This is a genomic window from Sorangium sp. So ce296 (assembly GCF_051529605.1).
GTDB classification, from domain to species: Bacteria; Myxococcota_A; Polyangia; order Polyangiales; family Polyangiaceae; genus Sorangium; species Sorangium cellulosum_D.
Genome location: NZ_CP150325.1, coordinates 10,670,299 through 10,690,875, shown reverse-complemented (window position 1 = coordinate 10,690,875; position 20,577 = coordinate 10,670,299). Strand labels below are relative to the sequence as shown.

The window sequence follows — 20,577 nt, the reverse complement described above, 5'->3', positions numbered from 1 at the left end:
GAGTCGTGCCAGGGCGTGCGAGCTCGGCGGCGCGGCTGCCCGGGACGGGATCCCTGCGGCGCGGATCGGGCCCGCGGCGCCGAAAAGCGGTACGGTTCGCGACCTTCGCGACGCTGTGTCGCACAAATGGGGCTGACGTTCGTCTACCAGCCTGTGAGACTCTCCGAGCAACTCCAGCGCCCTCAACGGAGATCGATGCGTCCGCAGGCAGGCCAGGTCATCCACAACAAGTACCGACTCGTGCGCCTCATCGGCGACGGCGGCATGGGGAGCGTCTACGAAGCCCGCCACGAGGTGCTGGGGACGACGGTCGCCCTCAAGTTTCTCCACCCCGAGCTGTCCCGCCGCTCCGGCCTGGTGCAGCGCTTCCTGCAAGAGGCGCGCGTCTCCGCGCAGATCCAGAGCGCGCACGTGGTCCGCGTGGTCGACGTCGACCAGACCGCCGGCGGCCTGGCGTTCATCGTGATGGAGTACCTGGAGGGGAAGACGCTCCAGACGCTGTACGAGGAGCTCTACCGGGCCGGCATCCGGCTCGCCTACGCCGACGCCCTCGAGTACGCGATGCAGATGCTCGAAGGCGTCGAGGCCGCCCATCGCGCGGGCGTGGTCCACCGGGACCTCAAGCCGGACAACGTCATCATCACGAGGACGGCCAAGGGAGAGCCGCTCATCAAGCTGCTCGACTTCGGCATCGCCAAGCTGAAGGTCACGGGGGAGCTCGATCGCGGGCTCACGCGGCCGGGCGTGATCATGGGCACCCCCGAGTACATGGCGCCCGAGCAGGCCTACTCGGCGGACTCCGTTGACGCGCGCGCGGACATCTTCTCGCTGGGCGTCATCATCTTCGAGATGCTGGCCGGCCGCCGGCCGGTCGGCGGCGACGAGCCCCAGCAGATCGCGGGCGCCTACCTGTCGGGCCAGATCTCGCGGCTCTCGGACCTGGCGCCGGAGCTCGCGCCGGGCCTCTGCGCCGCCGTCCACCGCGCGATGGCGGCCTCGCCGGCCGATCGGTTCGCGACCACCGCCGAGCTCCGCGGCGCCCTCGAGCCGTTCGCCCGCGCCGCCCGCGCCCCCTCGGCGCTCACCCCCTCGCCGTCCGAGGTCAGCGTGGCGCGGTCGTCCGGGCCCGCCCTGCCCGCAGCCCTCGCTGCGCCCGCGATGCTCGCGGCCTCCGCGGCTGCGCCCGCGGCCAACCCGATGGGCGACGGTCGCACGAGCTCCGTCCCCAAGACGATCCCGCCCGAGAACGGCGGCGCACCGCACGCTGCGAGCGGCCCCCCGGGCGCGCTCGGGCCCTCGACGCCCCTGGGCGGCTTCGCCTCGGACGCCCGGGGTCCGTCGGCGTCGACGCCGGGAGCGCCAGGGTTCACGCCCAGGCCAGAGCCGTCCTCGGGCCCGTACTTCGCTCAGGGCGGCTACCCCCCGGTCGGCCAGCCTGCGACCGTGAGCGCCGCGCCCTACATGCCCCCGCAAGGGGTGCCCGGGGTACCAGCGACGAGCTACGAGCCCGGGCCGTTCGATGTGTCGCCTCGCCCAGGCGGGACCGCGGTCGGCAACGCGCCCTTCATGGACCGGAGCTCGGCCGGCGCGTTCAACGGAGCTCCGGCGCCCGGCTACGGCGGCGCCTACGGGGGCGGCGCGCAGGGGTACATCCCCGGGACGGCGCCGATGGATCCGCTGCCCAGGACCTCGCACGCCGCCTCGGCGCACGGGGCGAAGCAGCCCGCGCGGCGCGGGACCTCGCTGTTCACCATCCTGCTGCTCGCCACGGGGATCACCGGGGCCGTCGTGGGGGGCGTGTACATCGCCAGCGAGCTCGGTCGGAGGGAGCAGGCCGACGTGGCGCCGGCCATGCCGACGTTCCAGCCGACCGCGACGGCGCCCTCGGAGCCGAGCACCCCCGCGACGACGGCGCCCCCCGCCGTGACGCCGCCCCCGGTCGAGCCGCCGCCGGTGGTCGCCAAGCCCCAGCCCCGGCCGACGTCGACCTCCACCTCGAAGCCGCCGGCGACGCCGAGCGCGACGGGGACGCAGCCGGCGCCGACGACGCGCCCCAGCGGGACGGCGATCCTCCCCAACCTGCCGCCGATCGTCATCCCGTCGACGTTCCCGTTCCCGTTCCCCGCGCCGCCCGGCGCGCAGCCGCCGGCCAACAACCCCCAGCCCACCCCGAACACGACGACCCCGGCGCCGACGACGCCGCCCACCACGCCGTCCAGCAAGCCGCCACGGCGCGTGATCATCGTACCGAACAACTGACTCGCCCGGCGCAGGCGGTAGGATGCGATCTCGATGAGCAATCAGAATAGCGGTCCGCCGCCCGGATGGCCTGCGCCCCCGAGCGGCATGTACGGCCCTGGCAAGACCGTGCCCGGCGAGCCTCCGCTCGCAGGGCTCAACTCGCCTCAGGGCGCCTTCCCCGTGCCGCCCGGCACCGCGCCGCACGATCCAGGAGCCGCGGGCGGAGCCGTGCCGCGGACCATCGTCGAGGGCGGGGGCAACAGCGCGCCCCCGCCCGGCGCGCCAGCCCCTTACGGATCCCCGGCAGGCGCGTACGGCGCGCCGCCGGCAGGCGCGCCCGGCCCGTACGGGCCCGGCGCAACCGCGAATTACGGCGGCCCTCCAGGACCAGGGGGCGCCTACGGGCAGCCGCTCCCGCCTCCCGCGAGCCCGTACGGCGGCTCGCCGTTCGGGGCTCCGAGCGGGGCCGCCGGCGCGCCGGGGTTTCACGGCGGCGGCGCTCCGGCGCTGCCGGGCAGCGGCGGGCCGTACGCGGCGCCGATCCCCGCCCGGCCTCGCCCGAAGAGCTCCGGCCCGACGCTCGCGCTGATCGGGATCGGCGCCTTCGTGGTCATCGGGGGCCTCACGACCGCCTTCTTCATGATGCGCAGCGGAAGCTCGTCCGACGGCACGACGGCGCTGCCGTCGGTCGACACGCCGCCGGCGCCGGCGTCCGTCGCCAGCGATCCGGCGCCTCCGCCGCCGGCCGCAACCACGACGCCCGAACCGCCCCCGCCGGAGCCGGTCCCCGTCCCCGCAGCGGCCCCGAAACCGCCGCCGAAAGCACAGCCCAAGCCGGCGAACCCGACCACCACGCCGACGATCCCGTCGACGACCGCTCAGCCGACGATCCCGACGACGCCCAGCGCGACGACCCCGACGACCACCCCGTCCGCATCCTCGACGGGCCGGAAGAAGATCATCCTGCCCGGCAGGAATTGAGCGGATCTCCGCGGCCTGCCGCGCCGCCGCGGGCGCAATCCGAAGCTTTCGCTCGAGTCCGCTTGACAAGGCGATCAGGGTGATCAGCTTCCGACCTCATGAGCAAATCCGGGATCGCCGCAGTTCTGTCCTTCCTCATTCCGGGCGTTGGGCAGCTCTACAACGGCGCGTTTCTGCGCTGCATCTTCTGGCTGATCGTCACCCCCGGCCTGTGGATCGGCACCGGCGGATGGCTCGGCTGGATCTGCCACCTGATCTCCGCCTACACCGCGTACCAGTACGCGAAGCGCTCGGGCGGCTGAGCCGCGACCCGCGAGGCGGCGCGCCGGGCCGAGCCGGCGCGCCCGCTCACGTCGCCTTCGCGAAGATCCTCTTCAGCACCTCGCCCGTCGCCGTCGGCTGACGCGAAAGCTCGCGCGGGGTGCCCTCGGCCACGATGCGCCCCCCGCCGGCGCCGCCCTCCGGGCCCAGCTCGACCACGTGATCCGCGCAAGCGATGACCGCCGGGTGGTGCTCGATGATCACCAGCGTGTCGCCGCGCTCGACCAGGCGATCGAGCACGCGGACGAGGCGCGTCACGTCCGCCAGGTGCAGGCCGGTCGTGGGCTCGTCGAGGACGTAGAGCGTCGGCTTGGGCCGCACGCCGGCCGTCAGCTCCGCCGCGAGCTTGAGCCGCTGGGCCTCGCCGCCCGAGAGCGTGTGCGAGCCCTGGCCGATGTGGAGGTAGCCCACGCCGAGATCGCACATGGTCGAGAGCGGCGCGCGGATCCGCGGGTGCGCCGCGAAGACCTCGACCGCCTCCTCGGCGGTGAGATCGAGGACCTCGCCGACGGACAGGCCGAGGTAGCGCACGTCGAGCGTCGCCGGCTCGAAGCGCGCGCCGCCGCACGCCTCGCACGGCGTGGTCACGTCGGGCAAAAACGACATCTCGTGCGCGATGACGCCCTGCCCCTCGCACGCGGGGCACCGCCCGCCCGAGGCCGTGTTGAAGGAGAACCGCGCGGGGCCGTAGCCGCGCACCTGCGCGTCGGGACAGGCGGCGTAGAGCTTGCGAACCTCGTCCCAGACGCCCAGGAATGTCGCCGGGATCGAGCGCGGCGTCCGGCCGATGGGCGACTGGTCGACGGCCACCGCGCGCAGGATGCTCTTCGGCAGCCGCAGCGCCTTGTGCGGGCCCGGCTCGGGCGCCTCGAGCTTCAGCGCGCGGCGCGCGGCGGGGTAGAGCACCTTCTGGATCAGCGTGCTCTTCCCGGAGCCGGACACGCCGGCGACCACCGTCATCCGGCCCGCGGGGATCCGGAGCGCGTCGCCCTGGAGGTTGTGCGCCCGGGCGCCGAGGAGCTCGATGTGCTCGCGCGCCGGCGGGCGCGCCGGGCGCGCGCTGAGCAGGGCGTCCTCGCCGGCGAGCGCGCGCGCGGTCGGCGAGTCGGGGTTCGCGAGCACCTCGCGCGACGGGCCCGCCGCGACGATCCTGCCGCCCTTGCGACCGCCCGAGGGGCCGAGATCGATCAGGTGGTCCGCGGCGCGGATCGTGTCGGCGTCGTGCTCCACCATGAGCACGGTGCTCCCCATGCTGGCGAGCCGCCGCAGGTTAGAGAGCAGCCGATCGGTGTCGCGCGGGTGGAGGCCGATGGTCGGCTCGTCGAGGACGTACAGCGCCCCGGTGAGGCCGCTGCCGAGCTGCGCCGCGAGCCGCAGGCGCTGCATCTCGCCGCCCGAGAGGGTCGACGCGCGCCGATCGAGCGTGAGGTAGCCGAGGCCCACCTCGCAGACGAAGTCGAGCCGGCGGCAGAGCTCCTTGTGCGGCGCCTCGGCGATCAGCGCGCGATCGCCCGTGAAGCGCAGGCCCCTCGCCCAGGCGGCGGCCGCCGCCACCGACCGGCCCGACGCCTGGTGGTAACGCTCGCCGGCGAGCCGGACGGCCCGGGGGATCGGCGCGAGGCGCGAGCCGCCGCACGCCTCGCACGGATCGGGCGTCGCGAGCGCGTCGTCGTCGAAATCCGAGGCGCCGGTCCCCTCGCACGCCTCGCAGCGGCCCTGCTTCGTGTTGAACGAGAACCAGCGGGGATCGAGCTCCGGGACGCCGACGCCGCAGCGCGGGCAGGTGCGCGTGGTGGAGAGCAGCTGCTCGCCGCCGCGGCCGCCGGCGAGCTTCACCGCGCCCCGCCCGAACGCGAGGGCGCGATCGAAGAGCGCGCGATCGAGGGCGTCCATGCGCCCCTCGTAGATCACGAGGTCGATCGAGTGCTCGCGGCGCTTGTCGAGGCGGGGAGGGCTGTCGGTCGCGCACGGCTCGCCGTCGGCGAGCGCGCGGGTGATGCCGGCGCGGGCGGCCGCGGTGAAGACGTCGAGGTACGTCCCCTTGCGCGCCACGACCGCGGGGGCGAGCAGCGTCCGCGCGCCGCGCGTCGCGAGCAGCGAACGATAGACCTCGTCCGGCGAGCGCGCCTCGATCGGCACGTCGCAGTCCGGGCAGCGCGCCTCGCCGACCTTGGCGTAGAGCAGCCGCAGGTAGTGCGCGATCTCGGTCACGGTCGCGACGGTGGAGTTGGCGCCGGAGCGCGTGGTGCGCTGCTCGAGCGCGATCGACGGCGGTACGCCGGTGACGCGATCGACGTCCGGCCGCGGCAGCGTGGGGAGGAACTGGCGCGCGTAGGGGGTCAAGGTCTCGAGGAAGCGCCGCTGGCCCTCGGCGAAGACCACGTCGAACGCGAGCGTGCTCTTGCCGGAGCCGCTCGGGCCGGTCACGACGACGAGCTCGCCGTGCGGGATCACCGTCGAGACCTCGGCGAGGTTGTGCTCGCGGGCGCCCTCCACCTCGATGCGCCGCCGATCGAGCGACGGGCGCGCCGCGCCGTTGCCGTTGCCGTTGCGTTTGCCGGATTTCGGGGCGGCGGCAGGCGCCGCGGCCTTGGCGCCGCGGCGCGGCCTCGGCGCCGCGCCGTCGCCCCGCAGCGCGAACCACTCGGCCAGCGCGCCGCCGGTCCGCGTCGCCGTCCTGGCCACCGCCTCGGGCGTCCCTTCCGCGACCACGCTACCGCCCTCGCTGCCCGCGCCCGGCCCGAGATCGATGACCCAGTCGGCCGCCGCGATGACGTCGAGGTCGTGGTCGACCACGAGCACGGAGGCGCCCTCGGCCACGAGCACCGAGAGCGAAGCGTTGAGGTGCTTCACCTCCTCCGGGTGCAGGCCGGCGCTCGGCTCGTCGAGGAGGAAGAGCGCGCCCGCGCAGGGCTCGCCGAGCGCGCGCGCGATCTTGAGCCGCTGCGCCTCGCCGCCGGAGAGCGTCGAGAGCGGCTGGCCGAGCGTGAGGTAGCCGAGGCCGAGCTGCTTGAGCGGCGCGAGCGCCCGCCGGACCGCCGGCTCCCGCTCGAAGGCCGCGAACGCCTCGTCGATCGAGAGATCGAGCACGTCGGCGACCGAGCGGCCGTCGAGCTTCACCTCGAGCACCTCGTCGCGGAAGCGCTTGCCCTTGCAGGTCGGGCAGGTCAGCGACACGTCGGCCAAGAACTGCATCTCGATCGTCTCGCTCCCCTCGCCGGCGCACGCCTCGCAGCGCCCGAGCGCGACGTTGAACGAGAAGTGGCCGGGCCCGAGATCCCGCGCCGCAGCCTCGGGCTGCTCGGCGAAGAGCGCGCGGATGCGGTTCCACGCGCCGGTGTAGGTCGCGGGGTTGCCCCGCGAGGTGCGCCCGAGCGGCGCCTGATCGACGAGCGTGACGGTGCGGATGTCGGCCGTGCCCTCGATGCGCCGGTACAGGCCCGGCGCATCGACGTCCTTGTAGCCGCGGGCCCTCGCGATGTGCCGGTAGAGCACGTCGTTCACCAGCGTGCTCTTGCCTGACCCGCTCGGCCCCGTGATCGCCACAACGACGCCGAGCGGGACGTCGACGGAGACGTCGCGCAGGTTGTTCTCGCGAGCGCCGTGGATCGTGATCTTGCCGCTCGGCGACCTTCGCTCCGCGGGCGCGGCGGGCAGCGGCCTCTGCGCGGCGAGCCCCGCGGGCGGCCCGTCGAAGGTGACACGCCCGCCCTGCTTGCCCGCGCCGGGGCCGAGCTCGACGACGCGATCGCTCGCCCGGATGACGAGGGGCTCGTGCTCGATGACGAGCACGGCGTTGCCGCGGTCGGCGAGCTCGCGCATGGCCGCGATGAGCGGCGGGATGTCCGTCGGATGCAGCCCGACGGTCGGCTCGTCGAGCACGAAGAGCGCGCCCGTCAGCGACGTGCCGAGCGCCGCGGTGAGCGCGACGCGCTGCGCCTCGCCGCCCGAGAGCGTGCGCGCCTGGCGGGAGAGCGAGAGGTAGCCGAGCCCGACGCGCTCGAGGTAGCCGAGCCGCGCGATGAGCTCGCGGCGCGCCATCTCCCCCTGGCCCGTCTGGGGGCGCTCGGCCTCGAGGCGCGCGCGCGCCTCGCGGAGCTCGAGCTCGTGCCACGCGGCGAGATCGAGGCCGCCGACGCGGTACAGGAGCGACTCGGGCGAGAGCCGCTTGCCGTGGCACGCGCCGCACACGTCGTAGGTGCGGTAGCGCGCGAGCAGCACGCGGACGTGCATCTTGTAGGTGCGCGTCTCGAGCCAGCGGAACCAGGCCTTCACGCCGGGGTACTTGCCCTGGCTCCACGTGCCCTCGCCCTCGAGCACGAGCGCGCGCTGCGCCTCGGAGAGATCGCGCCACGGCCGATCGGTGCGGATCCCGTTCCGCTCGCAGAACGCGCGGAGCACCTTCCGCTCCCACGTGGTGGAGCGGCCGTTCCAGGGGCGGATCGCGCCGCCCGCGATCGACTTCGACGGGTCCGGGATCACCTTGTCGTAGTCGATGCCGAGGGTGCGGCCGAAGCCGCGGCACGAGGCGCACGCGCCGGTCGGCGACTGGTACGAGAAGAGCCCCGGGCGCGGCGGATCGAAGGCGCGGGCGCACGAGGGGCAGGCGAGCCCGCGCACGAGCCGGAGCCGCGTCGACCCCGCCCCGTTGCCGCCCGGCTCCTCGGCCTTGCGCTGCAGGTGGAGCGACGCGTCGCCTCCCCCGCCCTTCCACGCCTCCTCGATGGCGGCGCCGAGGCGCCGGCGCTCCCGCGGGGCGACGCGGACGCGATCGACGATGACCTCGACCTTGTCGGTGCCGCTCATCGCCTCGGAGGGCGCCACGCTGTCGAGGTCGCGCGCCTCGCCGCGGACGAGCAGGCGCCGGTAGCCGGCGGCGAGCAGCGACTCGCGCACGTCGAGGAACCGCTCGGTCCCCGCGACGGCGACCGGGTACGTGACGAGCGCGGTCGCGCCCTCGTGCTGGCTCGCTGCGAGCTCGGCCGCGCGCACCGGGTCGGTCCGCGCCGCCGGCGCCTCGCAGGACGGGCAGACGGGCACCGCCTCGCGCGCGAAGAGCGCGCAGAAGTACGGCTCGAGGTCGGCCATCGTGGCGACGGTCGACCGCGAGCTCTTGACCGGCGCGCGGCGGTCGACGGCGACGCCGGCCGCCACGGGCTCGAGCGCGTCGATCGGCGGCCGCTCGAGCCGCTCGAGGAACTGGCGAGCGTACGGGCTGAAGCTCTCGACGAACCGGCGCTGCCCTTCGGAGTAGAGCGTGTCGAGCGCGAGCGAGGACTTGCCGGCGCCGGACACGCCGGCGATGGCCACGAGCTCGCCGGGCCGGAAGTCGAGGTCGATGCCCTGGAGGTTGTGCGTGCGGGCGCCGCGGAGACAGATGGATTGCATAGGAGGCGCGGATGGGTGGGCCCCGCGGGGTGGCGTCCGGGGTGGACAGGCCCGCGTGAAACCGCGAGTGTTTAGCCCCCTTTCCGCCCATCGTCGCGGACGATCGTACGTGACGGCGCGCCGAGCACGCGCCGCGTGGCATTGCGCTGTTCGGCGCGGGATTCTCGCGTGCGTGCCGAGGCGCGCGGTGGGAGCGCGCGTGCTCCGAGCTGCTCCGTCTGCCCGGTGCGTCCGTCGCGACCGACGGACTCAGCGGCTGAGCGCGCTGGACTCAGCAGCTAGCCGCGGCGGCCCCTGCGGCTAGCCGCCGTTGACGAGGAGGACCGAGACGTAGCCGTAATCGTTGCTGTTCCAGTTGCGGCTCAACGTCTGGCCGCACATCCCGATGTTGTACGTGCCCGGGCTGAGGCCGGTAATGACGGCGCTGAGCCCGAAGGGCACGCGCGTGCCTGGGGGGACCCTGCCTCCAGTCATCCCAAGGCCGACCGTCTGAATCGGGCCGAACACCGGGGGGCCCTCCGGCTCGGAAAGATCCTGCTGGTAGCACATGAACAGGCTGAGGCTGTTCGCCGGATCGGTGCCCGAGCCCAGGTAACGATGCGCGGTCGCGTAGATCGACTGGCTCCCCGACGAGACCGCCACCTTGACCGTCGGGCCGAAGAAGTCGATGGCCCCTCCCGACGGGAGCGTGAGGTGCGGGCCAACGCCGCTGGCCGTCACCGAGAGCACGACCCCCTGGGGCCCGGTCGGCCCAGTGGGGCCCGTGAAACCGCGGGGCCCCTGAGGCCCGACGGGGCCCTCGGGACCGACCGGTCCCACTGGACCTTGAGGGCCCGTCGGACCGATCGGACCCTCCGGGCCGATCGGACCTATCGGACCTTGAGGGCCCATCGGACCTATCGGACCTATCGGTCCCATGGGGCCGACCGGGCCCTCCGGCCCGATCGGGCCCGCCGCCCCAGCAGGCCCGGCCGGGCCTTCCGGGCCCCTGGGCCCCACCGGGCCTTCCGGTCCCGTGGGGCCGGCTGGCCCCGTTGCGCCCGTCGGACCCGCGGGACCCGTCGGCCCTTCCGGGCCCGTCGCGCCGGTCGGCCCGGTGGGGCCCGGCGCCCCTTGCGGCCCTTCCGGCCCTTCGAGCCCTGCCGGCGAGCCGACCCACTCCCCGTCCTCGTTGATCACCTGGCCGCCGTTCACGGCGACCCCGCTCCCGTCGATCACCACCGTGCTGCCGTTCGCGGTGTTCACCGTGACCGAGGTCGGCGTGATGTCGCCGTTCACGTTGCCGGCGAGGAGCGCGTACGGCACGCTCGCGACCGTCGCGCGCGGCTTCAGCTCGACGTCGTCGCCGACCGTGATGCCTAGGTACCGCTCGGCGCCGTCGAAGATCGCACCCTGGAACGGCGTGATCGAGCCGAGGCGCACCGAGAAGAAGCCGTCCTCGAACGTGATCGCGTGGACCTCGCTCCAGATGGGGATCGACGCGTCGCGAGCGTCGTAGAGGGCGAAGACGACGTCGAGCGTCTCGTTGATCGGCGCGTCGCGATCGTCGAAGAGCCGGCCCTGGTGGGTGATGGTGGCCGGCACCGCCGCGGCCGCGGTCCCTGCGCTCGCGAGCGCGCCCGCCGCCAGGGCGGAGGCCGCCATGCGCCGCGCGATCCTCGATGTCCTCATCGCCACATCCTCGTCATGGCAAGCTCCCGTTGGCTCCGAGGAGCCCACCCTGCATCCGCACCTTGGGCGAGGCCGACGTCCCCTGGTTCTGCGTCGGCTGGCCGAGCGTGAACACCATCCGGTAGCGGGAGCTCCTCGCGACCTCGCCGGCGGTCACCGTCTCGGTCGCCTCCACGCCCGTCTCCGCGGGCACGCTCCCGCCCTGCCCCTCGCCGCCGTGCCCGCCGCCGCCGACGCCGCCCTCCCCGCCGCTGCCGGAGCTCGCGCCCTGACCGCCGTCGCCCCCGACCCCGGCGCCGCTCGCGTATGGCGCGTCGACCATCGAGTCGGCGGCGCAGCTGCAGCTCCACGCGGGGGCCACCGCAGAGATCGCCACCACCGCTCCGAGCCAGGCGGAAAAGCCCCGTCCGCGATTCACTCCGTCCTCCGGCCCGACAGCACGTCGCGCTCGATGCATCCATTGGACGAGCAGCGGCGCTCGGCGTCAAGCGACCGCGCCGCGGCCGCGCGGCCCAGAAGCGCCGGCGCGGCGCCGCAGGGCGCCGCACGGACCCCACGACCCCACACAGGGCCGCGCCGCCCCGGCGCGCCGGCGCGATCCGCCGCCCCGGCGCGCCGGCGACGGCGCCATGCGCGGAGAGGCGGTGGACAGACGGCGGCGCGCGCGCTATGCGGCCGCGTGAGCCGCGCTGGCAAAGAGAAGGAACGAGAGGGGGAGAAGCTCATCGTGCGCAACAAGCGCGCGACGTTCGACTACACCCTCGACGATCGGTTCGAGGCGGGGTTGGTGCTGCTCGGCAGCGAGGTGAAGATGCTCCGCGAGGGCGCCGCCGAGCTGACGGACAGCTGGTGCTCCATCGAGCACGGCGAGGTGTTCCTGAAGGGCGTCAACATCCCCGTGATGCCCGGGGCCGCCTTCGGACACGAGGCGAAGCGCCCGCGCAAGCTGCTGCTCCACGAGGCCGAGATCGAGGCGATCCGCAAGGGCGTGGAGCGCGAGGGCATGACCGTGATCGCGACCCGCCTCTACTTCAAGAACGGCCGCGTGAAGGCCGAGATCGCCCTCGCGAAGGGGAAGAAGACCGTCGACAAACGCGAGAGCCTGAAGGAGAAGGACGCCGCCCGCGAGGCCCGCGCGGCGATCGAGCGGGCCCGCGGCGGCGGCGACCGCGGGCGCAGCCCCGCGCCCCGCGCGGCGCGCGGCGAGGCTCGACCGAACCCCCGGAGGCCGGAATGAGCTGGCATCTCACCTGGTCGAGGGGCGGCGAGGCGGAGCTCGTCGAGCTTGACGGCGACCGCGTGCGGCTCCGCTCGACCGCATCGTCGGCCCCCGGAGCGCGCGTCGAGGGCGCGCTCCGGTCGACGGGGACGGCGATCCGGCTGAAGGTGGCCCGGTGCCGCCTGCGCGCCCCCCACGAGCCCACCGAACAAGCGCCGGCCGAACGCATCTACGAGCTCGAAGGCCGGCTCATCGACGCGACGCGTGAGGTCCGCGCCGAGCTCGCGCGGCTCGTCGGCAGCGAGCGTCCGGGCTGATCCGCGCCGCGCGGCGGAGCTGTCCGCGCTGCACCACGGCGGGCGTCCGGGCCGATCGGGACCCCGCTGCGGCCCGTTCGGCAGCAGGTGTTGCGGTGACTCACGGCGACACTTACGCTGGTGATCCATGAAAATCGCGTCGCGCCCTCGTGTAATTTTGCGGCGCTGCTCGACGTATGATGTGGAGAAGATCCGCAGCATCGTGCGCAGCGGTCTCGAGGAGCTCTCGCTGCGCCCCCGCGGCCGGACGCTCATCAAGCCGAACGTCGTCGCGTCCGGCGCGCACTTCCCGCACGCCTATACGCGGCCCGAGTTCATCGAGGGGGTGATCGGCGCGCTCAGGGATCGCGACGACGGGCGCGTGACCGAGCTCGCCGTCGGCGAGCGGTGCGGCATCACGCTCCCGACCCGCATGACCTACGAGGGCGCCGGCTATTACCCGATGTTCCGGCGGACCGGGGTCAAGCACTACCACTTCGAGGAAGAGCAGCAGGTCGAGATCCGGCTCACGCACGAGGGCCGGCTGCGCGACTACCTGTTCACGCCGGAGCCCGTCGCGAAGGCCGACTTCTTCGTGAACTGCCCCAAGTTCAAGTCGCACCCCTGGACCACCGTGACCTTCTCGATGAAGAACTACATCGGGATCCAGGACGACCGGCACCGGCTCATCGATCACGACCACCGGCTGAACGAGAAGGTCGCCGACCTCCAGTACATCGTGCAGCCGCAGTTCATCGCGATCGACGCCATCACCGCCGGCGAGGGCCGGATGCTCACGCCGACGCCGTTCGACCTCGGCCTCATCATCATGGGGAACAACCAGGTCGCCTTCGATTCGGTCTGCTGCCAAATCATCGGCGTCGATCCGAGGAGCGTCGACCACATCCGCCTGGCCTCCGAGCGCGGCTTCGGCCCGATGGACCTCGGCGAGATCGAGATCACCGGCGACGTGACGCTCGAGGAGGCGAAGCAGAAGGCCAAGGGGTTCAAGGTGGGCCTCGTCCGCGTCGAGAAGTACTTCGAGGGCACCAACATCACCGCCTACGCGGGCACGCCGCCCGAGCCCGAGCACACCGACTACTGCTGGGGCGGCTGTCCAGGCGCCATCGAGGAGGCGATCGAGATCCTGCGCGAGTACGACAAGGAGTGCGACGCGAAGATGCCGCGGATGCACGTGGTGTTCGGCGCCTACGAGGGCCCCATCGACGCCAAGCCGGGCGAGAAGGTGGTCTTCATCGGCGACTGCGCGACGTACAAGGGCAAGATCGGCGATCAGCTGATCAGCATCGACAGCCTGTACCGCGAGCGCAGCGCGCGCGACCCCTACACCGCGAAGCACGACGACGTGCTGGCGAAGATGGTGAAGGTGACGACGAAGCTCGCGAAGGCCCGGAACGAGAGCGTCATCCGGCTCGAGGGCTGCCCCGTCAGCGTGGCGGAGCAGGTGCTCACGCTCGTCACGCTGGGCAAGACGAAGAACCCCTACTTCGCCGCCGATCAGGTGCTCGAGTTCAACAAGGCCTACGTCGCCTGGCGCGGGGCCTCGCTCGCGAAGCGCCTCGCCGGCAAGCCCTACCAGGTCCACGGGGCGTGCTCGCGCGGCGAGGCCGCCCCGGAGCTCCCCGCCGAGCCGCCTACCCCGCCGGCCGCAGAGTGAGGTCGAAGAGGACCTCGAGCTCGTCCCGCACCTTGAAGGCGCCGAGCGGCCCCTTGACCTCGCGCACGCCGAGCGCAGCCAGCGAGAGCTGACAGCCCCCCGTCACCCCGATGCGCCCCTCGCCGAGATCGCGCGAGGACAGGCGCGCCGCGAGCGCGGCGCTCCCCGAGGCGACCTGCACGCGCACGTCGGCGCGATCGCGCGCGGCCCCCGAGGCGCGGACCTCCACGACATCGGTGCCCCCGAGCACCTCGCCCTGGATGCGGCGCTCGATGTCGCGTCGATCCCCTTCCGAGAGCGCGCCCGGGTCGAGCCGGTCGCCGCGCAGGACGCCCGCGACGCGGAGATCGGCGACGCGGACCTCGAGCTCGGCGGTCCATGCGTCGCCGTCGAGCCGCGCCCGGCCGCGCAGCGCTGGCGCGGTGATCTCGAGGTCGTGCGCGAGCCGCGCGAGCATCCCGGCGGCGCGGGTGCGGATCGTCAGGCGGGACGCGGCAGGATCGAGGTGCAGCTCGTTCACGGGACGGGGATCCTTGGGGCGCTTTCAGGAAGGAGGACGCCGCGCTCAGCGGCGCTTGGAGCGGCGCGGTCCGTCAGGGACCAGCACGTACCGGCTCGAGGCCGGCTCGGGCTGGCGGAGGAGCTCGGCGCGGAGCAGCGCCTCGGAGAGCCGCGCCTCGATGACCTCGTCCGTGACGCCGGGCTCCAGGGTCACCACCGCGGCCTGGATGTCGCGCGCCAGCGCGTCGAACTCCGCGCTGTCGAAGGCATAGATGTCGTCGGGGAACAGGAGCGCGAGCGGCTTCCGCTCCACGGCCGTGTTCGTCAGCGCCGCGAGGTCGCTCTCGACGATGAGCATGACGCGAGCCCGCAGGCACATCCCCCTGCAGCGCGCCGCGAGCGCCTCCGCCGAGCCGACGAGCAGGACCGAGCGAGGCGTGTTGACCGCCTTGGTGGCCTCGTCGTCGTCGTGAGTCATCCCTCGAAGAGTACGTGAACGGGCGGATGAAACCATCCCCCTCGCGTGGCCGGCAGCTCCGCGCCTCGGCACGGCGGTCGAGCGGCCGGTCGCGGCAGCCGGCCGGCCGCGATCGCCCCCGCCGCGGCGGCGCGCGACGCTACTCCCTGCAGCGCGCCGCCGCGGCGAGCGCGAGGAGAACGGCGCTCAGCGCGAGCAAGCCGGCGCTCGCCGGCTGCCCGAGCCCGAGCGGCGCGGGACCGCCGAGGAGGTTCACGGCGTTGCCCCGCGGCATCAGCGCGCCGACCACACCGGCCGAGCCTCCGAAGAGGAAATCGGCCGCGAGCGGCGCGAAGCGGCCGAGGCCGCGCCGGTGGAAGGTCGCGCCGAGCGAGAACCAGCCGGCGTAGGCGGCGCCGACGAGCGCGCCGATCCACCCACTGATGAGCATGTCTTGGACAAACGGCGCAGCGCCGGGCCCCCGGGCGGTCGCGACGACGACGACGGCGAGCAGCGCGCCCACACCGGCGGCGGCGAGGGCCGTGGCCAGGGCGATGCCGAGCGCGACATGGTGGGAAGACGCGCCGAAGCGGGCCGCCGGCCAGGCCGCGTCGCGCAGGGCGGTCCGATCCGCGGCGTCGGCGGCGAGGGCGAAGATCGTGAGCGGTGTGACCAGGCGGAACGTGGCGAGCAGCGCCCGGTCGACGGCGCCGGACGACCCGAACGCGAGCTCGATCACCGCCGCCGCGACCGCGAGCGCCACGCCGAGGCCGAGCGCCAGCAGCGGGCGCCGCGCGCGGAGGCGGCTCAGGGCCATCTCCATGCCGAGCCGGACGCCCACCCGCGCGGGCGTCGCCCGCTCGTAGCCCCCCTCCGCGGGGGGAACCGGCGGCGCTGCGTCGATCGGGGCGCTCTCACCCACCATGCTGGCGTCCTGTCTCCGCGGCCTGGGGCGAGCCGTCGGCCGCCGGCGCGTCGAACGCCGCCACGGCGACGGGGCCCTGGGGCGGCGCGCCGGGCAGCGGCGCCGCGCCGCCCTCCGCGGGCGCGCCGAACGGCCGGCGCGGGCGAACGGCGGCGAGGTGCAGCGCGGTCGCAGCCCGCACGTCGCGCAGCGACGGCGCCGGGGACGAGATCGCAATCAGCGCGACGTCCTCCTGCGCGGCCGCGTCCACGAGCGCGAGCGCCGCCGCATCCCGGTCAGCAGCCCGGATCCGCAGCGTCGACGACGCCTCGGCCGGCCCCGGCTCCCACGCGCCCGCGCGCACCGCGGGGGAGCGCGCGAGCGCGGCGGCGAGCGCGCGCGCGCCGGGCGCGCCGGGCGCGCGCTCGTGGACGAGCACGTGGAGCTCGATCTCGGGCCCCGCGGCGCCGGGCGCGGCCGGGCTCGGGGCGACGGCGAGGCGCTCGCCGTCGCCGGGCTCGGTCCGGGCGATGACGCCGCGATCGAGCACGTGGATGCGATCGGCGAGGGCGCGCGCGTCCACCGCCGAGGACGTGATGAGCACGACGCAGGCGCCGCCCGCCGCGAGCGCGCGCAGGCGCTCCCGGACCGACGCGGGCGACGGCACGGCGACGTCGGCGAACGGCTCGACGAGGCAGAGCAGGAGCGGCTGCGGCACCCCCAGGGCGAGCGCCAGCTCGATCGCCCGGGTCTCGGCGAAGCTGAGCGAGGCGGTGCGGCGCGCGAGGAGCGGCGCGACGCCGAGCGCGTCGAGCAGCGCGGCGGCGCTGCTCGCGGGCGCGCCGCGGGCGCGGAGCGCCACCGCCATGCAGGACGCCACCGACGCGCCGTCGGGCAGCTCCGGGGAGATGGAGAGGACGCCGATCCGCGCCCGTGTCGCCGCGCTCCGGTACGGCTCGCGCCCCCCCACGAGGACGCGGCCGGCGAGGGGCGCGGCGCGCCCGGCGAGCACCTCGGCGAGCGCCAGCGTCCCGTCTTCCGGCGCGCCGAGGACCGCATGCACGCCCGGGCCGAGCGCCGCCGCCGCGCCGAAGAGGCTCCCGCGGGGGCGACCCGCCTCGCCGGCGCTGTCGCGCGCGCGCACGCCCTCGAGCGCCGCGATGGGCGCGCCCGGGATCATCCAGCGGGGCTCCCGGCCGAGCGGGCCGCGAAGGAGAGGAACGCGCCGAGCGCGCCCGGGATCGACCAGCGCGCGTCGCCGGCGAGGTCGGCGAGGGCCCAGGGGACGAGGGTCAGAGAGAGGAACAGGGCGCGCCCGCGCGCGCCGGCGATGCGGCCGCTCGCCGCGGCGAGCCCGCCGAGCGTCACGCCGGAGACGGCGCCGAACAGGGCGAGCGCGGCGCCGAAGGCGAGGTGCTGGAGCGCGAGCAGCACCGAGCCGGAGAGGAGCGCCGCGAGCGCCGAGAGCGCGGCCAGCGGGAGCGCGACGACGCGCGCGATCTCCAGCATCGCGGCGAGGCTGCGCGCGCCGTGCAGCGAGGCCCGCGAGATCCCCCGCGACGCGGCGAGCGCCTCGACGCCGTCGCGGCGGTCGGACGCGGGCCGGTCGTGCGCCGCGGCGAGGGCGATGGGGCCGGCGGCGGCCCACGCGAGCCCGCGCGCCGCGGACCCGAGCAGCCCCTCGAGCGACGTCGTCCCGTCGTCGAGCCGGAGCACGAGCGCCGTGGCGCCGTACCCGAGCGAGATCAGCGCCGCCATGGCGAGGCCGAGCTGCCCGCCGCGCGCGCTGCGCAGCCGCGCGCGCCCCAGCGCGACCGCGGCGCGCAGCGCCTTCCGCGCGGCCGCGCGCCGCCGCCCGGGATCGTCCGGACGCATGCTCGGCGCGTCGCGCGGTTCAGGGTCGTGCGGGCGGGTCATCGAAGGGGGCGTGCCGAGGGAGCGTGCAGGCGGGCGCGCAGGCAGAGCGGCGGCGGCGCGCTGCTAGCGCTGCCCTTCCAGGCGCGCGGGCGCAAGGCCAATGTGCCACGGGCCGACGCGCCGCTGGAATGTGATCGCCGCCGCGCGAAAGCGCCACCCCCGCTGTGACCGAAGCGCCGCGCCGCGCGGACGCGCGCCCTGCCCGGTCGTCGCCTAGTCGAACGAGAGCCCGCGACGGCCCTTGTGCCTGCGCTTGCGCTCCTTGTCGGCGACGCCGATCTTCCCCCACTCGTAGGTGATCCGGCGGCGGAAGACGCCCAGCGCGTCGCCGCCGTAGAGCAGGAGCTCGCGCGGGGAGTCGGTCTCCCCGAGCGTGGGCTCCCAGAGGTCCGTCGAGACGAACGCGAGCAGCGCGGGCGTGCTCAGGCGCATCCGCGCGACGAGGAGCCCGCACGTCGCCTTGTCGCCCGGCCGCGCCCGCTTCGCGCGCTTGCCGCGGCCGCGCGCCTCCTTCGCGCCGGGGCGCGCGCAGCCGCCGCCGAGCACGAGCTCCTCGTTGCCCCGGGGGTGCCAGGTCCACATGCGCTCGACCTTGAACGCGGCCTCGGGCGATCCGGCCTGGGCCGCGGCGCGCGCCTCCTCCGGCGCGAGCTCGGCGAGCTGCGCCGCCACGCGCGGGTCGACGAGCGGCTCCAGCCGGAGCGGGCGATCGCGCGTCACCTCGAGCACCACCTCGAAGCTGTTCACCTCCCCGGCGCAGCAGCGCACGCCGACCTCGGGGCGGCGCGTGTCCGGCTTGACGCCGCGCCCGTGGGCGCAGCGCCCCACGAGCTCGCCCGAGGGCCCGTTGCCCCCGCGCAGCGTCACGAGCCCCGGCTTGCTGGTGTCCCGCTGCCACTGGCTCGAGGTCCAGGTCCACACGCCGCCGTGGAGATCGTGCACCCCGAACGCGCTCACGCACCCGGCGTTTACGCCGTTCGGCGTCAGCACCCGGCTCTGCCCGGTCGCGCACACCGAGGCCTTGTACGCGTCGCCGTACTCGTACGTGGTGTTCGCCGGCCCCTTGCAGGCCCGCTCGATCTCGAGCTCCGTGCAGAGGCGCTTGCCCTGCGTCTCGCAGAGCGCGCGCGCCTCGTCCTGCGTGACGTTCGTGGTCGGGATCGCGCCGACCTCGTTGGGGTACGAGAAGACGTCGATGTAGAAGCCGTGCATCACGACCTGCGCGCCCGCCATCTCCTCGTCGGCGATGCGCGGCAGCCGGTCCGGCGGCGTGCCGGCGATGAGCACGCCCTTCGGGATCCACGCCATGCCGGGGCGCGGCTCCGGCTCGGCCTGGCCCACGTCCCAGGGCGGCGCGGCGTCGAGGTCGGCGTCCGTGCCCGGCGAGGCGCCGCCGCGCTCGCAGCCGGCGGAGGCCGCGAGGAGGACGGCGAGCGACGCGGCGGCCGCGAGCGCCTTCCCCCTCAGCGCGCGGACGGAGCGCTGCTCGCCGGGGTCCACGGTCTCACTCGGGGTCGCGCTCGCGGAGGTTCAGCTCCTTCATCTTGAGCTGGAGCCCCTTGCGAGAGATCTTGAGGAGCCGCGCGGCGTGGGTGACGTTGCCGTGCGTCTGCTTGAGGGCGCGCTCGATGAGGTCGCGCTCCAGCTTGCTCATCGCCGCCTTTACCTGCTCCTTCAGGCCGTCGGGCGTCGACGGCGCGAGGGCGGTGTCGGCGGCCGCGGGCGGCAGCGACGCGCCGGGCGCCGACGGGGCGCCGCTGCGGATCTCCTCCGGCAGATCGTCGAGCCGGATGCGCGCGCCGTCGGCGAAGAGCAGCGCGCGCTCGACGACGTTCTCGAGCTCGCGGATGTTCCCCGGCCACGCGTGCGACGACAGGCGCTCGAGCGCCTCGGGCTCGATGCCCTCGATGCTCTTCTTGAGGCGCGCGTTGAACTTCGCGACGAAGTGGGCGCAGAGGTGGGGGATGTCGCTCCTCCGATCGCGCAGCGCGGGGAGCGCGATCGGGACGACATTGAGCCGGTAGAAGAGGTCTTCCCGGAACGTGCCCGCCGCGATCTCCCGCTTGAGATCGCGGTTCGTGGCGGCGACGAGCCGGACGTCGACGTGGATGGTCTTGATGCCCCCGACCCGCTCGAACTCGCTCTCCTGCAGGACGCGCAGGAGCTTCACCTGCATCTCGGTCGGGATCTCGCCGATCTCGTCGAGGAAGAGCGTCCCGCCGGAGGCGAGCTCGAAGCGCCCCGGCTTGGAGGCGACCGCGCCCGTGAAGGCGCCGCGCTCGTAGCCGAAGAGCTCCGACTCCATGAGATCCTTCGGGATGGCCGCGCAGTTGACCTTGATGAACGGCCGGTCGCGCCGGCTGGAGTTCTCGTGCAGCGCCCGCGCGACGAGCTCCTTCCCGGTGCCGCTCTCGCCGCTGATGAGCACCGTGGTCGGCGTGTCGGCGACCCGCTCGAGGATCGCGTAGAGCTCCTGGATGGGCGGGCTCTCGCCGATGATGCCGAAGCGGTCCGATCCGCCGCGGGGCGGCGCCGCCGAGACGTCGCGCGTGGCGTCCGCGCTCGCGAGATCGCGGGTGCGGAGGGCCTTCTTCACGACGACGCGCACCTCGTTCTGATCGAACGGCTTCGTGATGTAGTCGAACGCGCCCGTCTTGAGCGCCTCGACGGCGTTGTCGACCGTCCCGTGCGCCGTGAGGAGCACGACCGGGCGCGAGGGGTCGTCGCGGAGCGCGGCCCGGAGCAGGTCCATGCCGTCGACCTTGGGCATCCGGAGATCGGTGATGACCAGGTCGATGTGGTGCTCCTTGAGGAACGCGAGGCCCTCCTCGCCGTCTTCGGCGGTGTGGACCTCGTAGCCATCCCGGCCGAGCTGGGCGCTGAGGACCCGCCGGAGGTTCGCCTCGTCATCGACGACGAGGATCTGCTTCTTTTCGGGGAGCATCACCGGGCGAGACTAGCAGAACCGGCAACCGGGCAAGCGCCGTGACCGATCCCTGGCGC

16 protein-coding genes are annotated in these 20,577 nt (G+C 74.6%); 6 read left to right on the top strand and 10 right to left on the bottom strand.

All coding sequences use genetic code 11. The features are described from left to right. Nucleotides 1–195: 195 nt before the first annotated feature. The 3 genes from WME98_RS39715 (at nucleotide 196) to WME98_RS39705 (ending at nucleotide 3,524) form a co-directional block, all read left to right on the top strand. The gene (locus tag WME98_RS39715) at nucleotides 196–2,259 is read left to right on the top strand and encodes a protein kinase domain-containing protein (protein WP_437946890.1); all 2,064 of its coding nucleotides are present in this window, start codon (nucleotides 196–198) and stop codon (nucleotides 2,257–2,259) included. A 33-nt stretch (nucleotides 2,260–2,292) separates the two neighbouring features. Beyond that, nucleotides 2,293–3,222, top strand: coding sequence for a hypothetical protein (locus WME98_RS39710; protein WP_437946889.1), 930 nt, complete (start codon nucleotides 2,293–2,295; stop codon nucleotides 3,220–3,222). A gap of 98 nt (nucleotides 3,223–3,320) precedes the next feature. Then, nucleotides 3,321–3,524 carry a hypothetical protein gene (locus WME98_RS39705; RefSeq protein WP_020735039.1) on the top strand — a complete coding sequence of 68 codons (204 nt, stop codon included), beginning with the start codon at nucleotides 3,321–3,323 and terminating at the stop codon, nucleotides 3,522–3,524. Nucleotides 3,525–3,570: 46 nt separating this feature from the next. Here WME98_RS39705 and uvrA read toward each other — a convergent pair whose 3' ends face one another. The 3 genes from uvrA to WME98_RS39690 form a co-directional block, all read right to left on the bottom strand. Next, entirely contained in the window at nucleotides 3,571–8,931 is a 5,361-nt protein-coding gene (gene uvrA / locus WME98_RS39700; RefSeq protein WP_061625276.1) for an excinuclease ABC subunit UvrA, read from the bottom strand. A 300-nt stretch (nucleotides 8,932–9,231) separates the two neighbouring features. Continuing rightward, nucleotides 9,232–10,602: a collagen-like protein gene (locus tag WME98_RS39695; RefSeq protein ID WP_437946888.1), complete on the bottom strand. Its 1,371-nt coding sequence runs from the start codon at nucleotides 10,600–10,602 to the stop codon at nucleotides 9,232–9,234. Nucleotides 10,603–10,615: 13 nt separating this feature from the next. Beyond that, nucleotides 10,616–10,978: a hypothetical protein gene (locus tag WME98_RS39690; RefSeq protein WP_437946887.1), complete on the bottom strand. Its 363-nt coding sequence runs from the start codon at nucleotides 10,976–10,978 to the stop codon at nucleotides 10,616–10,618. A gap of 303 nt (nucleotides 10,979–11,281) precedes the next feature. Between WME98_RS39690 and smpB the strand changes: the two genes are divergently transcribed. From smpB to WME98_RS39675, 3 genes are all read left to right on the top strand, one after another. Beyond that, nucleotides 11,282–11,839, top strand: a complete 558-nt coding sequence (gene smpB, locus WME98_RS39685; protein ID WP_437946886.1) for an SsrA-binding protein SmpB — start codon at nucleotides 11,282–11,284, stop codon at nucleotides 11,837–11,839. Beyond that, entirely contained in the window at nucleotides 11,836–12,138 is a 303-nt protein-coding gene (locus tag WME98_RS39680) for a hypothetical protein (RefSeq protein ID WP_061621826.1), read from the top strand. Before smpB ends, WME98_RS39680 begins: the two co-directional genes overlap by 4 nt. 202 nt (nucleotides 12,139–12,340) lie before the next feature. Then, nucleotides 12,341–13,795 carry a DUF362 domain-containing protein gene (locus WME98_RS39675; protein ID WP_437337752.1) on the top strand — a complete coding sequence of 485 codons (1,455 nt, stop codon included), beginning with the start codon at nucleotides 12,341–12,343 and terminating at the stop codon, nucleotides 13,793–13,795. Here WME98_RS39675 and WME98_RS39670 read toward each other — a convergent pair. The 7 genes from WME98_RS39670 to WME98_RS39640 form a co-directional block, all read right to left on the bottom strand. Further along, entirely contained in the window at nucleotides 13,773–14,315 is a 543-nt protein-coding gene (locus WME98_RS39670) for a hypothetical protein (RefSeq protein ID WP_437946885.1), read from the bottom strand. The genes WME98_RS39675 and WME98_RS39670 overlap by 23 nt on opposite strands. A gap of 45 nt (nucleotides 14,316–14,360) precedes the next feature. Beyond that, a complete protein-coding gene (locus WME98_RS39665) occupies nucleotides 14,361–14,774 on the bottom strand; it encodes a hypothetical protein (protein ID WP_437337750.1) in 414 nt (137 codons plus the stop codon). A 139-nt stretch (nucleotides 14,775–14,913) separates the two neighbouring features. After that, a complete protein-coding gene (locus WME98_RS39660) occupies nucleotides 14,914–15,678 on the bottom strand; it encodes a hypothetical protein (RefSeq protein ID WP_437946884.1) in 765 nt (254 codons plus the stop codon). Further along, complete coding sequence (locus WME98_RS39655) at nucleotides 15,668–16,837, bottom strand: ABC transporter ATP-binding protein (RefSeq protein WP_437946883.1); 1,170 nt, start codon at nucleotides 16,835–16,837, stop codon at nucleotides 15,668–15,670. Before WME98_RS39655 ends, WME98_RS39660 begins: the two co-directional genes overlap by 11 nt. After that, nucleotides 16,834–17,532, bottom strand: coding sequence for a hypothetical protein (locus tag WME98_RS39650; RefSeq protein ID WP_437337747.1), 699 nt, complete (start codon nucleotides 17,530–17,532; stop codon nucleotides 16,834–16,836). Before WME98_RS39650 ends, WME98_RS39655 begins: the two co-directional genes overlap by 4 nt. Before the next feature lie 255 nt (nucleotides 17,533–17,787). Then, nucleotides 17,788–19,074 (bottom strand): formylglycine-generating enzyme family protein, encoded by a 1,287-nt coding sequence (locus tag WME98_RS39645; RefSeq protein WP_437946882.1) that lies wholly within the window; start codon nucleotides 19,072–19,074, stop codon nucleotides 17,788–17,790. A gap of 4 nt (nucleotides 19,075–19,078) precedes the next feature. Then, the gene (locus tag WME98_RS39640) at nucleotides 19,079–20,518 is read right to left on the bottom strand and encodes a sigma-54-dependent transcriptional regulator (RefSeq protein ID WP_437339484.1); all 1,440 of its coding nucleotides are present in this window, start codon (nucleotides 20,516–20,518) and stop codon (nucleotides 19,079–19,081) included. Nucleotides 20,519–20,577: the final 59 nt, after the last annotated feature.

What these genes read in the sequence shown, in the direction of transcription:
- WME98_RS39715 (WP_437946890.1), top strand. Translation starts at nt 196, where the DNA reads ATGCGTCCGCAGGCAGGCCAGGTCATCCACAACAAGTACCGACTCGTG.
- WME98_RS39710 (WP_437946889.1), top strand. Translation starts at nt 2,293, where the DNA reads ATGAGCAATCAGAATAGCGGTCCGCCGCCCGGATGGCCTGCGCCCCCG.
- WME98_RS39705 (WP_020735039.1), top strand. Translation starts at nt 3,321, where the DNA reads ATGAGCAAATCCGGGATCGCCGCAGTTCTGTCCTTCCTCATTCCGGGC.
- uvrA (WP_061625276.1), bottom strand. Translation starts at nt 8,931, where the DNA reads ATGCAATCCATCTGTCTCCGCGGCGCCCGCACGCACAACCTCCAGGGC.
- WME98_RS39695 (WP_437946888.1), bottom strand. Translation starts at nt 10,602, where the DNA reads ATGAGGACATCGAGGATCGCGCGGCGCATGGCGGCCTCCGCCCTGGCG.
- WME98_RS39680 (WP_061621826.1), top strand. Translation starts at nt 11,836, where the DNA reads ATGAGCTGGCATCTCACCTGGTCGAGGGGCGGCGAGGCGGAGCTCGTC.
- WME98_RS39665 (WP_437337750.1), bottom strand. Translation starts at nt 14,774, where the DNA reads ATGACTCACGACGACGACGAGGCCACCAAGGCGGTCAACACGCCTCGC.
- WME98_RS39660 (WP_437946884.1), bottom strand. Translation starts at nt 15,678, where the DNA reads ATGGTGGGTGAGAGCGCCCCGATCGACGCAGCGCCGCCGGTTCCCCCC.
- WME98_RS39655 (WP_437946883.1), bottom strand. Translation starts at nt 16,837, where the DNA reads ATGATCCCGGGCGCGCCCATCGCGGCGCTCGAGGGCGTGCGCGCGCGC.
- WME98_RS39650 (WP_437337747.1), bottom strand. Translation starts at nt 17,532, where the DNA reads ATGCGTCCGGACGATCCCGGGCGGCGGCGCGCGGCCGCGCGGAAGGCG.
- WME98_RS39640 (WP_437339484.1), bottom strand. Translation starts at nt 20,518, where the DNA reads ATGCTCCCCGAAAAGAAGCAGATCCTCGTCGTCGATGACGAGGCGAAC.